11 protein-coding genes are annotated in these 13,837 nt (G+C 40.5%); 9 read left to right on the top strand and 2 right to left on the bottom strand.

What is annotated here, in order from left to right; all coding sequences use genetic code 11:
- Nucleotides 1–56 precede the first annotated feature (56 nt).
- Nucleotides 57–1,406 carry an alkaline phosphatase PhoX gene (locus ACMZOO_RS03720; RefSeq protein ID WP_440905448.1) on the top strand — a complete coding sequence of 450 codons (1,350 nt, stop codon included), beginning with the start codon at nucleotides 57–59 and terminating at the stop codon, nucleotides 1,404–1,406.
- Here the strand turns inward: ACMZOO_RS03720 and ACMZOO_RS03715 are convergent.
- Nucleotides 1,390–1,977, bottom strand: coding sequence for a nucleotidyltransferase family protein (locus ACMZOO_RS03715; RefSeq protein ID WP_440905447.1), 588 nt, complete (start codon nucleotides 1,975–1,977; stop codon nucleotides 1,390–1,392). The two genes, ACMZOO_RS03720 and ACMZOO_RS03715, sit on opposite strands and share 17 nt — an antisense overlap.
- A 148-nt stretch (nucleotides 1,978–2,125) precedes the next feature.
- On the opposite strand from ACMZOO_RS03715, the gene ACMZOO_RS03710 reads away from it, so the two are divergent.
- Complete coding sequence (locus ACMZOO_RS03710) at nucleotides 2,126–2,806, top strand: PilZ domain-containing protein (RefSeq protein ID WP_440905446.1); 681 nt, start codon at nucleotides 2,126–2,128, stop codon at nucleotides 2,804–2,806.
- 19 nt (nucleotides 2,807–2,825) lie between these two features.
- Here ACMZOO_RS03710 and ACMZOO_RS03705 read toward each other — a convergent pair whose 3' ends face one another.
- Complete coding sequence (locus tag ACMZOO_RS03705; protein ID WP_440905445.1) at nucleotides 2,826–3,695, bottom strand: inositol monophosphatase family protein; 870 nt, start codon at nucleotides 3,693–3,695, stop codon at nucleotides 2,826–2,828.
- 159 nt (nucleotides 3,696–3,854) lie between these two features.
- On the opposite strand from ACMZOO_RS03705, the gene pelA reads away from it, so the two are divergent.
- From pelA to ACMZOO_RS03670, 7 genes are all read left to right on the top strand, one after another.
- Entirely contained in the window at nucleotides 3,855–5,000 is a 1,146-nt protein-coding gene (gene pelA / locus ACMZOO_RS03700; protein WP_440905444.1) for a pectate lyase, read from the top strand.
- Between the two features lie 138 nt (nucleotides 5,001–5,138).
- The gene (locus ACMZOO_RS03695; protein ID WP_440905443.1) at nucleotides 5,139–5,918 is read left to right on the top strand and encodes a hypothetical protein; all 780 of its coding nucleotides are present in this window, start codon (nucleotides 5,139–5,141) and stop codon (nucleotides 5,916–5,918) included.
- Nucleotides 5,919–6,008: 90 nt separating this feature from the next.
- Nucleotides 6,009–7,217, top strand: coding sequence for a DUF3095 domain-containing protein (locus ACMZOO_RS03690; RefSeq protein ID WP_440905442.1), 1,209 nt, complete (start codon nucleotides 6,009–6,011; stop codon nucleotides 7,215–7,217).
- Between the two features lie 29 nt (nucleotides 7,218–7,246).
- Nucleotides 7,247–7,678, top strand: a complete 432-nt coding sequence (locus ACMZOO_RS03685) for a hypothetical protein (protein WP_440905441.1) — start codon at nucleotides 7,247–7,249, stop codon at nucleotides 7,676–7,678.
- Nucleotides 7,679–7,767: 89 nt separating this feature from the next.
- Nucleotides 7,768–9,156 (top strand): TolC family protein, encoded by a 1,389-nt coding sequence (locus tag ACMZOO_RS03680; protein ID WP_440905440.1) that lies wholly within the window; start codon nucleotides 7,768–7,770, stop codon nucleotides 9,154–9,156.
- Entirely contained in the window at nucleotides 9,156–10,700 is a 1,545-nt protein-coding gene (locus tag ACMZOO_RS03675; protein ID WP_440905439.1) for an efflux RND transporter periplasmic adaptor subunit, read from the top strand. The genes ACMZOO_RS03680 and ACMZOO_RS03675 overlap by 1 nt, the downstream gene beginning before the upstream one ends.
- Nucleotides 10,700–13,813, top strand: a complete 3,114-nt coding sequence (locus tag ACMZOO_RS03670; protein ID WP_440905438.1) for an efflux RND transporter permease subunit — start codon at nucleotides 10,700–10,702, stop codon at nucleotides 13,811–13,813. The genes ACMZOO_RS03675 and ACMZOO_RS03670 overlap by 1 nt, the downstream gene beginning before the upstream one ends.
- Nucleotides 13,814–13,837: the final 24 nt, after the last annotated feature.

Here is a 13,837-nt window from a genome sequence, read left to right as displayed (position 1 = left end):
AAAAAGTCATCTGTTTGACATAAGATTGGCGCAAACAGTTATTAGGTACTAGCAGTATGATAACAAGAAGACAGTTTAGTTTAGGCTTAGCCTCTATGGCTTTTTCGGGATTAGCCGCAAGTTCTTTGGGCAAAAAGGCTTTAGCGCTAGAGAGTATTGAGACAGTTTATGGTCCTTTAAAAGCCGATCCGAAAAAGTTGCTCGATTTACCCGCAGGTTTTAGTTACAAAGTGATATCACAATTAGGTGATATGATGAGTGATAATTTTGCCGTACCAGACAGAGCAGACGGCATGGGTTGTATTCCGATAGCTAATAACAGAGTTGCACTTGTGCGTAATCACGAGTTGCAGCCAAAACATTTAGAGCGCCAACCTAAATCAATTCAAACGCACAAAACCCCTAAAGCATATGATCAGTTAAACAATGGTGTAGCTCTGCCAGGTGGCACCAGTACCATTATTTACAACTTACAAACTCAACAAAAAGAGCAAGAGTTTTTAACTTTAGTGGGCACCATTCGAAATTGTGCGGGTGGTATAACGCCATGGGGCACTTGGTTAACTTGCGAAGAATCGGTTGAGCGCAGTGGTTCTGGTGTCAATCAAGATCATGGTTATATCTTCGAAGTGCCAGCCAATGCGACTGGTTTAATTGATCCTGTGCCATTAAAACAAATGGGACGGTTTAATCACGAAGCCGCAGCAGTCGACCCTAAAACAGGGATTGTTTATTTAACAGAAGATCGCGGTGATAGCCTGTTTTATCGCTTTGTGCCAAATGTTTATGGTCAATTAAGCAAAGGTGGTAGTTTAGAGGCTTTGGTGATTAAAAAGCATAAACAGTTTGATACACGTAACTGGTCAAAAGCAACTATGTCAGTTGGACAGTGGTATGAAGCTGAGTGGATTAAAATAGAAAATCCTGAAAGCCCAGAAGACGATTTGCGCAAACAAGGTTATCAAAAAGGCGCGGCTTTGTTTGCACGAGGAGAGGGCATTCATTGGGGTAATGGCGAGTTATATTTCTGTTGTACTAATGGTGGTGAAAAACAATTTGGCCAAATTATGCGTTATCAACCTTCTGTGGTAGAAGGTATGGCCGAAGAGCAACAATCACCTGGACGAATCCAATTATTTTTTGAAAGTTACGATAAATCAGCCTACAACTTTGGTGATAATTTAACTGTTATGCCAAACGGACATTTATTGGTGTGTGAAGATCAATATACAGATATTGTTGATAACCATTTACGCGGTGTGACGCCGCAGGGGAAAGTTTACGATTTTGCACGTTTGCACGAACAAACTGAACTGGCTGGCACCTGTTTTTCGCCAGATGGTCGCACCTTGTTTGTTAATGTGTATTCGCCGGCAAAAACCTTAGTTATCACAGGCCCTTGGTGAAATTATCAAGCTGCTGTTGTGTGTCGATATCGATTGCTGCACTTTCGAGTGGGCAATCGATTATGCTAAATTCGCTGCTGTAGAGTAATTTTTTCGCACCTTTATCACCATCCAACTTAGTTAGTTGTGCAAAAGTGTTTTTACTGAAAACAGCCGGAACTCCTCGTGTTTGTTGGTAGTTTGCACAGACGATATCCTGTTGCTGTAAGGTGAATTCATCCAACAGTTGTTGATAGTCTTGCTGCGTAATTGCCACTTGGTCGGCGAGTGTAATTAAAACCGCATCGTAATCTTGAGCGAGTTCACTAACTGCTAATGCGATTGAATTGCCAATACCAGCTTGCCAGTTTGGATTAAACAACAATCGTACGTGGCAATTATTTAGCGTGATAAATTCCCTAATTTGTTGATGCCAGCGGCCGGTTATCACAAAACAATCGTCAATATCAGTGCCCTTTAGGGTATTTATGCTTATCTCTAATAAAGTGCGCCCATTAATTTTCGCAAGCTGTTTGCAGCCATTAAATCTACTTGATTGTCCTGCTGCCAGTATGACCGCGGCGATTCGCATATGTTTAACCTTATTAGAGTGATTGGCTCAATACTATTCGCTCATGTGCTTAAAAACTAGAGCTTTAGCTAACTTATTGAAATATCTTGCTCATTTAATTGGACTATGCCTTAATTAGCTAATAAGCAGTTATACTGGAGAAACTAGATTGAGTTTGTTGTTGGAGCTGAAACCTGGTACGCCTATTAGTGTGACCTATTTGGACAATGGACACAAAAAGCAAACAGTGCAAATGTTGTATGTTGGCCTGATTGACAAGGAATACTTAATTTTACGTTTTCCGGATACCAGAAGTTTAGTTAACCATAAATTTGGTTTAGTGCCGGGTACACATTTGACCATTCGCACTATGGTCGCAAAAGAAGTTTTGCACGCCTTATCCTTTAAAGCACCTTCGCTTGGTGTGTCAAAATTGCGTGAGCCGTTATTGTTAGTTGCTTTTCCAAATCAAACAAATAGTCAACAGCTTAGGTCAAAACCAAGATTACAAGTAGAAGCTATGGCTGGGGTTAGGCTGCTAAATAAAGACTTTGAATTTTTAACTATGGTCAGTGATTTTTCACTAACGGGTTTAAAATGTGAGTTTAACCTGACCGAAGCACAAGAAGCGGTATTAAATAAAACTAATATAGCTGAGCTAATTGGTGAGCGGGTAAATATAGATTTTGGCGTTAATGATGATTTTGAATCAGACTTTCAGCTATATGGTGTGATAAAAAACGCGCGTATGCAGGATAAAACTTGGTTCGGTATTCAATTTGAAAACAATGATGATTCTATGGTGAAGTCCATTTTCGCCATACTGCTGATGCGATTACATGGTTTGTAATCGCATTGTTTTAAGCTGGTTATTTAATGCACGCAACCAAGTCTTCACTAAATTGCTGGTCTTTCGACACTATCATCATTTGCCTTGAGCGCGCTTGCCCTTGTTTAAACATAGAAAAATCGTAATCTTGTTCTATGTTAAATGTCAGCGGTGTGCCATCAGTAAAACTTTGGTGAAAACCTAATTTGCGTAAAATTGCACTACCAGCTGCCGCATCCCAAATATTTAACCCTGCACAAATACCAGCCATACGGCCTTGCGCCAAATACACATACGGAAATACAATGCTGTAGTAGGTGGTTACACCTCGGTTTAATCCTTCAACTTGTTTAGTTTTAGCAATTAATTGGTTAATCACTAAAACACGTGATGGATGATTACAATTGTTTTTCAGTTCAGGCGATAGCTCTACAAGTTGCTCAAACTTAGGTAAAGCACCAATACCTTTGCCATATAAAACTTTGCCTTGATAACTAATGATTGCTTCAAACGTGCCTGGTAACACAATACAACCATCGGTTAATTCACCATTCTGCGCAAATCCTATGGATATGCCCCACAAAGGGGTTAGTGACGCATAAGGTACAGTACCGTCAATTGGGTCAATAATATAACAGTTGCCAGTTAGTGCTTGGTTTAATTCAGCTTGGGTTAATTCTTTAATTGTTTCTTCGCCAATAACATAAGTATTGTTAGCTGGGTTGGCTAACGCGGCAATTGCGGTATCTTCAACAAGCTTGTCAGCCTGAGTGACAATTGAGTTGTCCGGTTTTATTTCAGTGGTCAGCTTTTGCTGCTCTGCCACTGCAATATCTGCCAGTTTACAAGCGGTTGAATAAACAAATTGAGCATTCCAAGTAGAATTGTTTGGCAAAACGAAGTCCTTCATTAAATAACTTTGCGTTTTATTGTAAGGGGTTTGGCCATAACATCCAATGCTAAAACTTTGCCTGCTAAGGTATATTTGTAATAATGCTACCGGTGGCTATTAATTCGGCTTGAATTTAATTCAATTAACTCAAGCGATAAAATTAACAGAAGGATGAAAATGAACTATTTATTGCCAGTTTTAGCTTTGGTTTTTGCGATAAGCGCATGTTCTGTCGAGCAAAACAGTGTTAGTAATATGCCTGTTAAACCTAGGATATCTTTAGCTGAATTTTATGACATCATTAAACATTGGCGAGACCAAAATCCAGACAAGCCAGAGCAGTTGTTAGATGAGAATGACATTGTTGGCATCGCTAATAATATTTTGCTGTATCAGCGCAATAATGGCGGCTGGCCGACCAATAAAAATATCCTGCTAAAACTAACAGAAGAAGAAAAATTGAGCATATTAGCGGAAAAAGACGCGCTAGATTCTAGTTTGGATAACCGCAATACCTATCCACAAATTCGTTATTTGGCATATGCTTATTTAATTACCCAAGATGAAGGATATAAAACTGCAGCGATAGCTGGGCTTAATTACATTTTAGCGGCGCAATACAACAACGGCGGTTTTGCTCATTCGCCGCCACGCAAGGGTAAATATTATGAGCACATTACTTTTGCCGACGAAGTGATGCCAGGCACTTTAAATTTACTGCGTGATATCGCCAACAAAACCTCACCGTTTATATTTTTTAGCGATGACGTATACAAAAAAACTGCCGCAGCTTGGCAAAAAGGGCATAAATTATTGCTCGATTTACAAGTTGAAATTAATGGCCAAAAAACTATTTGGGCAGGCCAGTATCACAAAGACACCCTACAACCGGTTGGGGCGCGTAGCTACGAATTAGCCGGTTTGTTAACTTGGGAAAGTGTAGCTGTTGTCGAATATTTAATGGCTGAGCCTAAGCCAAGCCAAGAGGTCATTCAGGCAGTTGCAGCTGCGGTGGTTTGGTTTGAACAGCATAAAATAGACAATTTGCGCATTAAAAAAGTTGAAACTGAGCCTGTGCGTTTTAAATACTTCACATCTACTTACGATTTATTTGAAGTTGAAGATGATACTGCGCCACCAATTTGGGCTAGATTTTATGACTTACAAACTCAACAGCCTTTTATGGCAGGTCGTGAAGGCAATAAAGTTTATAAACTTCAACAGGTCGGAAGAGATAGACGGACTGGCTATACCTGGTATGGCTATTGGCCAGAAAAGTTAATAAAAATTGACTATGCAAACTGGCAAAAACAACATCAGTGAGCCAAACTCGATAGATATACCCAAGCTAGTTGTGGATGTGAGGTTTCAGCAAATCTCACTAGCTTGGATGTAACTCAAAGAATGAATGAGTTGTACATTCTTACAAATCCGAATTCAGGTTTAACAAAGGGCTAGGAAATGTATAAATACACTCAAATACTGTTACTTTCTTCTGTAGTTTTACTCTCTGCTTGTAAATTAGATATATCTTCAGATGACGATGATGATATGGATGATGGCACAGGTGGTGATCCTGTTGTTACTTTACCAACTGAGTTAATGGATGTGGTTGCAAATATGCAATTTACTCATGCTAACTCAGGCGCGCCATACAATTTAGATCAACTTGCTGATTTCACTTTTTCTAGTTCAGGTACTTTGTTTATTGATACTGATCCAGATGCATCAAATGGTGATGAGTTGCAATTAGATGATGTAGCTATGGTTGGCAGCGAATATGTGTGGATGGACGAGCAAAACGGTTTCAACTATGCCGTGAGTCTAACCGCAACGGGTATCCATGAAATTAATGTATCAAGTTCGGCTGGGGTGTTTTTAGGCCAGTTCACTCATTATGTTGAACCGGGATCAGACTTACCAAATGCAGATTTAGTGATCAAATATGCTGGAACCTTCAACGTGGTTGCTAGTTCAGGCACACATTCACGAGGCACTGTCACAATAGGCACTGACCTAAGTGTTGATTTTGATACTGGCGTTGCTTTTACTGAAGATGATATCCAAAATATTTCAGATCGAACTTTTATCCAAGATGAACCTAGAGTGCAGCTAAGTTATGGGGCTGATGATGACGCAGATGTAATTAATCTGTATTTAAACGCTGATCTTACTGCGGTTATTCAAATTCAATATCGCAATCGCAATCAGTCGATTGATGTGCGGGCGGACGTTCAATAAAAATACTTCTTGGATTAAGCTTATTTTCTTGCACCATGCGGGTCTTATTCTGTATGGTGCAAACATGCCGTGGTTTCAATGGATCTATCCATGCAAAATGATTTGTTCTACCAAAACCTTCCTGAATTTATTCTGTTTAATGAATTTGCCGAAGCGAATCATTATCAAACCATACCAGATGATTGGTTTATTGTTATTACCGATGTCATTAACTCAACTGCCGCAATTGAACAAGGTAAATACCGTCAAGTAAATGCGCTTGGTGTGGCCTCTATTGTTGCTATTATGAATAGTATTAAACCACTTAAAGTACCCTATGTTTTTGGCGGAGACGGCGCCAGTGTTTGTGTACCCTCGTCAGTTTTAGCCAAAGTTAAACAAGCTTTGCATGCCACAGTTCGTCTGGCTAAAGAGCAATTTTCTTTGCAAATTCGCACAGGCATAGTACCGGTTGCCGATATTCGTGCTAAAGGCAAAGATATTCGAGTTGCTAAATTTAAACCTAAATCACATTTTGCCCAAGCCATGTTTGATGGTAACGGTTTGTCGTTGGCTGACAGCTTAATTAAACAAGCGGATTCTCCTTATTTGTTGAGTTTGGAGCAGGCGGAGAATGGAGCAGAACATTCGTTATTTGAAGGTTTTGAATGCCGTTGGAATGAAATACCCAGTCGTTCAAAAGAGCATGTTGCTTTATTAGTGCATGCTTTGCCAGACGCACAATTCTCGTCGGATCAGATTTATCAAATTGTATTAATGGCGATTAACGGCTGTTATGGTGACGAGCTGGCTTATCACCCAATTACCCCTGAACAAATGTCATTGTCATCAAACTTTGCTGACTTGCAGAACGAAGCGAAAATTCGTGGTGGTTTTGTTGGCCAATTAGAAAAATACAAATACTTAGCCAAGTTAAAGCTGCTACGCCATGTTGGTAATTATTTAATGAAAAATAAAGTTAAAACCGATGCAACGGATTGGGGCGTATACAAACAAAGATTGGTCGACAATACTGATTTTCAAAAATTTGATGATATGTTACGCATGGTCATTTCTGGCAATGCTGAGCAGCGCAATGCTTTGCAAAATCAACTTAAACAACTGCAGCAAAGCGGTTTGTTAGTTTATGGTATACATGCAGCGCCAAGCGCGCTAATTACTTGTATGGTCAATGATTACAACCATGATCATGTGCACTTTTTAGATACCACTCAAGGTGGATATGCTATGGCAGCAAAACAGCTTAAAAGTCAGTTAGCTGCTTTAAATGCAGAGCAATTGGCGCTAAACTCTAATTAGTTTGGACGAAAGGCGAATATTAATTTGTTATGCGATTGGCTAATTTAAAATCAAAACTGCTTGCTTGTTTTGCTTTACTAACTATGTTGGTAGGCCAAGTTGCAGCTGTTGATATGCAAAACTGCCAAATGCATATGTCGCCAACTGTAACCATAGATAAACCCGCAGCTAAACATCAAACTTCAGAACATAATGGCCACGACCACGCGATGCATGCTGAGCATGATATGCAGATGATGAAAGATAGCCATCAAGCTGCGGATAGCAGTGCGCATGACTGCTGTAAAACGGCTAAAGCTGAATGCCAATGTCCGCACCAGATTTGTCATAACGCAGGCATCATTTTAACTGAGTTGGCAATTGACCATGTCGCAGCCACACCAAACAAAATTTCTAAATCTTTCGAACCTTTTATTTCACAACCCTCCGCAAATTTATATCGCCCACCCATTTTTGCTTAACCTAGGATAGATCTATCCAAAATTTGCTTTAACTGCCAAGCATCATTGATGTTTTGCGCTGTGTGTCATTTAAATATGTGATTTTTCAAATGGTTAACAAGTTATTTATTTATCCAGTTCATCTACTGTTTTTATTAGGTTTTACCTTTGTATCAGTGGCTTACGCGAATCAAATTGACGGTGATTCTGCTAACTCGCAAGCAAAATTAGCAGCTGAGCCAAAAAACAGCCTCACTTCTATTCATCAACATAAATTGTCATTAGACGCTTTAATTAAAAAAGCCGTTCAACAAGACTTATGGCTTAAAAGTAATCAATTATCAGAACAGGCCGCTAACGCACAAAGTATTGCGGTGGATAATTGGGCTGACCCAAATTTTTCGCTAGCTTTAGCCAATGTACCAATTGATAGTTTGTCGCTTAATCAAGAGGGCATGACTCAAGTTAAGTTTGGCGTTAGCCAAATGTTGCCACGTGGCGACTCACAACACATTCAGCAACAGCAGTGGCAAAATGTTGTTGCACAGCACCCCATTCAACGCCAGCTCCGCCAATTGCAACTCACCCAGCAAATCAGTTTACTTTGGCTTGAATACAAACTTGCACAACAAATTGAGCAGCGCATTAATCAAGACCAAGTATTGTTTGAACAAATGGTTGAATTAGCCAAAGCGCGTTATGCCAGTGCAATAGGGCAAACCCGTCAACAAGATATTATTCGCGCTGAGCTAGAGTTATCGCAGTTGCATGAAAAACGATTATTGCAGCAACAAAAACAACAAAATATTCAGGCGCAATTAGCCCAATGGCTGCCAGATATTTTTAGCTATCAGCTCAACACTACTGTTGCTGAAATTGTGTTGAACCAACCTGACATCAGTACAAATTGGCGTTTTCAGCAAATGTTGGTGATTAAAAAATTGATGCAGCATCCGCAAGTACAACTATTGGATAATCAATTTAAAAGCCGCGCATTGGATGTGCAATTAAGCGAACAAGCGTATAAACCGCAGTGGATGGTGAATGCGAGTTATGCTTACCGTGCCGATGGTGCACAAATGGATAGATCGGACTTTGTTTCAGTGGGCGTGAGTTTTGATTGGCCAATTTTTGCTAGCAATAAACAAGATCAAAACAACAAAGCCGCCATAGCTAAAGCTGAAGCGGTAAAAACCGATAAGCAATTCTTGTTACAAACTATGTATGGACAAGCATTAGCAGCAGCTGAATCTTATTTGCTATTACAGCAGCGCCATCAGCTCTATCAAGACACCTTACTAGACCAAAGCAAACAGCAAGCACAAGCCGCCATTACCGCATATACAAATGATGATGGTGACTTTGCTGAAGTAGTGCGCGCTCGTATTGGCGAACTCAATACGCATATCCAAAGCTTGCAATTACACACCCAAAAGCTGCAACAAATTGTCCAGCTTAATTATTTCTTCCCAGTATTATCAATTCAGGAGGCTAACTAATGGCTAGCATCTTTTCTCGACCGTTTTTATTTGGCCTCACTTTAGGTGGGCTTGCTGCATTTTTGCTTGCTTCTATTGTTATGCAAACTACATCTGAGTCACATTCAGATATGGTTCAAACCTCAAGTGCTGAAACAAGCACTGAGAAAAAGCCTTTGTATTGGGTTGCACCTATGGATGCAAATTATCGCCGTGACAAACCGGGTAAATCACCTATGGGGATGGATTTAGTCCCAGTATATGAAGAAAACGCCAACAACCAATTTGGCGAAGGGGTTGTGAGTATCTCGCCCGAAGTAGTGAATAATTTAGCGGTTAAAACCACCCAAGCTAACTTGGATGTTTTAACTTTACCCATTACTGCATCCGCTGTGGTGGAATATGACCAAAATTCAATTGTGCATGTGCACCCCAGAGTAGAAGGTTGGTTAGATAAACTTTATGTTAAAGCACAAGGTGAACCAGTTGAAAAAGGCCAGCCACTTTACACTTTATATTCTCCACAATTGGTAAACGCTCAAGAAGAGTATTTAATCGCGCTTAAACGTGGTCAAAACCCATTAATTAAAGCGGCAAGAGAGCGTTTGCTTGCGTTGCAATTGCCAAAAGAACTCATTGAAAAACTGAATAACACTCAAACTGTGCAAGCTTATATTACCTTTAGTGCGCCACAAACAGGTGTGGTTAATCAACTGCCAATTCGCGAAGGTTTTTATGTACAGCCGGGTACCACAATTATGAGCATAGCAACCTTAGATAAAGTTTGGGTAGAAGCGCAATTTTCAGCGAAACAGAGTCCATTAGTTAAAAGCAATCTTGCCATTAACTTTGTTGCCGATGCACTGCCACAGCAGCAATTTAGTGGAGTTGTTGATTATATTTACCCACAAGTTGATGAAAAAACGCGTTTAGTTCGCGCGCGTATTGTTTTGGATAATGCTAAGCATCAATTAAAAGCTGGCATGTATGGCAAGGTTGAAGCTCAAATCAGGAGAGAACAAACACAAATTTTGTTGCCTTTACAAGCTGTCATTCAAACCGGTAAACAAAATCGTGTTGTGCTTGAGTTGGCCAAAGGTCTGTTTAAGTCAGTCGAAGTTGAGTTAGGCCATCAATCAAATCAGTTTGTTGAAGTTTTATCTGGTGTAATGGCAGGCGATAAGGTTGTTACTTCTGCACAGTTTTTATTGGATTCTGAATCTAGCAAAAGCTCTGATTTTTTACGTATGCAACCTAACGAAATCGATCATACGGCTTACACTATGCCAGCTGAACAGGAAGCAGTCCAACAAGCAGTACAATCGGCAACAGTTATGGGTGTGATAAATTCAATAGATGCTCAAAGCCGAATATTAAATATCAGTCGTGGTGCAATTGAAAAATGGAACAGACCGCCAGCAACTATTGATTTTATTGCAGCTGATAGCATAGATTTGAGCCAATTTAACGCTGGTATGTCAGTGCATTTTACCTTTGACATTCACGATGATTTTATTATTACCAGCATAATGCAAATGGATGTTATGCAGCATGGAGGCCATTAATGATTAGCGCAATTATCCATTGGTCAGTACACAATAGATTTTTAGTGCTGTTGTGTACCTTTATCATTATTGGTGCTGGGATATTATCGTTAAAAAATACCCCAGTTGATGCTATTCCCGATTTATCCGACGTACAGGTAATAGTTAAAACCAGTTATCCAGGGCAGTCGCCACAAGTAGTGCAAGACCAAATAACCTTTCCGTTAACCTCGGCATTTTTAGCCGTGCCTGGAGCAAAAACAGTTAGGGGTTATTCATTTTTTGGTGATTCGTACGTATACATCATTTTTGATGACAACACTGATTTATATTGGGCGCGTAGCCGAGTACTGGAATATTTAAGCCAAGTTGCGCCCAATTTACCTGATAGTGCCAAAGCGCAACTAGGGCCTGATGCCACAGGTGTTGGTTGGATTTATTTATATGCCCTTCAAGATAAAACTGGTCAACACGATTTAGCTGAGCTGCGTTCAATTCAAGATTGGTTCTTAAAATACGAATTACAAACGGTTGCTGGCGTTGCCGAAGTTGCGCCAATTGGTGGTATGGTTAAACAGTATCAAGTAGAAGTAGACCCAATCAAACTCGCCAATTATGGTATTCCGCTACAGCATGTGCAAATGGCGATAAAACGTGGCAATGGTGAAATAGGTGCTTCAGTTATTGAAATGGCTGAAGCCGAATATATGGTCACCACCACAGGTTACATTCAATCAATTGATGATTTAAAGGCTATTCCATTAGGCATAAACAGCGATGGCCGACAGTTAACCATTGCAGATGTGGCCAATGTGCAGTTTGGCCCACAAATGCGCCGCGGTATTGCCGAGCTAAATGGTGAAGGTGAAGTGGTTGGTGGTGTTGTGGTAATGCGTTTTGGTGAAAATGCACAAAAAACCATTGAAGGGGTAAAAGCCAAACTCACCGGATTAGAAAAAAGTTTACCCGCTGGCGTTGAGGTTGTACCTGTGTACGACAGGTCGCAACTTATCAATAATGCAGTGGATAATTTATGGCACAAACTGATGGAAGAGCTGGCTGTGGTTGCCATTATCTGTGCGGTATTTTTATTTCATTTGCGCTCGTCCATTGTTGCTGTGATCAGTTTGCCTTTGGGCATATTAGTGGCTTTTATCATTATGTATTTTCAGGGTATTAACGCCAATATCATGTCGCTAGGTGGTATTGCGATTGCTATTGGTGCTATGACAGATGGCGCAATCGTTATGATTGAAAATATGCACAAACATATGGAAAAAACGCCGCTAACAGAGCACAACCGCTGGCAAATTGTTGCGCAATCAGCCAGTGAAGTCGGGCCCGCACTCTTTTTTAGTTTATTAATAATCACGGTAAGTTTTCTGCCAGTGTTTATTTTAGAAGCACAAGAAGGCAGGTTATTTGCGCCATTAGCTTATACCAAAACCTATGCAATGGCCGCCGCCGCTGGTTTGGCAATCACCCTTATACCTGTATTAATGGGTTATTTTGTTCGCGGTAAAATATTACCTGAGAAGAAAAATCCACTAAATCGATTGCTTATCGCCATCTATATGCCGGTGTTAAAACAAGTGGTGACTTATCCTAAAACTACTGTGCTGTTGGCGCTGGTGGTGACTGTGCTTGGCTTTTATCCCATCAATAAAATTGGCAGTGAGTTTATGCCGCCTTTAGATGAAGGTGATTTAATGTATATGCCAACCACTTATCCGGGTATATCTATTGGTAAAGCAAGGCAAGTTTTACAACAAACAGACAAGCTTATTCGCACCATTCCTGAAGTGCAAAACGTATTTGGCAAAATTGGGCGGGCGGAAACCGCAACTGATCCTGCACCACTGACTATGATCGAAACCTTTATTCAGCTTAAACCTCGTAGCGAATGGCGAGCAGGAATTACCACGGATAAATTGATAAAAGAGCTTGATCAAGTGGTTAAATTACCGGGTTTAACTAATGCTTGGGTGATGCCAATTAAAACTCGTATAGATATGTTGGCCACGGGTATTAAAACCCCTGTTGGGATTAAAGTTGCCGGACCTGAGCTTGAACAAATACAACAAATTGGCCAGCAAATAGAGCAAATTCTAAAACCTGTTGCAGGCACTGCATCTGTATATTCTGAGCGAGTAGCGGGTGGCCGATATTTAAAATTGGATATTCGCCGCCAAGATGCAGCGCGTTATGGGTTAAATATTCAAGATGTGCAGCAAATTGTTGCAAGTGCAATTGGCGGGATGAACTTAAGCTACAGTGTAGAAGGGCAAGAACGTTATCCAATTAATTTGCGTTTACCGCAGGATTATCGTGATTCCCCTTACCAACTGGCGAATATGCCAATTGTGACTGAGCAAGGCAAACAACTGCTTTTATCTGATATTGCGGATATTAAAATTGAAGATGGCCCACCCGGGATTAAAAGCGAAAACGCGCGCATCAATGGCTGGACATTTATTGATATCGAAAACATAGATATCGGCAGTTATGTTAGCCATGCGCAGCAAGTATTGGCCGAGCAACTTAAATTACCAGCTGGTTATTCGATAACTTGGGCTGGCCAATACGAGTATATGCAGCGTGCGCAGCAAAAACTCAGTTATGTATTGCCGCTTACTCTAGGCATTATCATAGTTTTGTTATATCTCAATTTTAGAAATGTCACAGATGTATTGTTGATAATAGGCACTTTACCTATGGCTATGATAGGCGGTTTGTGGCTACTGTATTTAGAAGGTTTTAACTTTTCTGTCGCCGTTGGCGTTGGTTTTATCGCACTTGGTGGGGTGGCGGTCGAAATCGGCGTAATTATGCTTGTTTACTTAAATCAAGCTGTTGCACAGTTAAAACAAGATTCAACCTCTATATCCGCCGAGCAATTTCAACAAGCTGTTATGCAAGGCGCAGGTTTGCGAGTTCGTCCAGTCATGATGACAGTTGCTACAATCGTTATTGGTTTAATTCCTATTTTATATGGAACTGGTACAGGCTCTGAGGTGATGAGCCGCATTGCCGCCCCTATGGTTGGTGGCATGACTAGCGCAGTTATTCTAGCCTTATTGGTATTGCCAGCTGCTTATACTTTGGTTAAACAAAAATCCTTGACCTGTGTGTAACACGCAGGTCTAAGCTGATGTTAA

Source organism: Catenovulum sp. SX2 (assembly GCF_052056295.1).
In the GTDB taxonomy this organism is placed as follows: Bacteria; Pseudomonadota; Gammaproteobacteria; order Enterobacterales; family Alteromonadaceae; genus Catenovulum.
The sequence above is the reverse complement of the archived record's forward strand: the minus strand, read 5'-3'. Positions and strand labels throughout refer to the sequence as shown.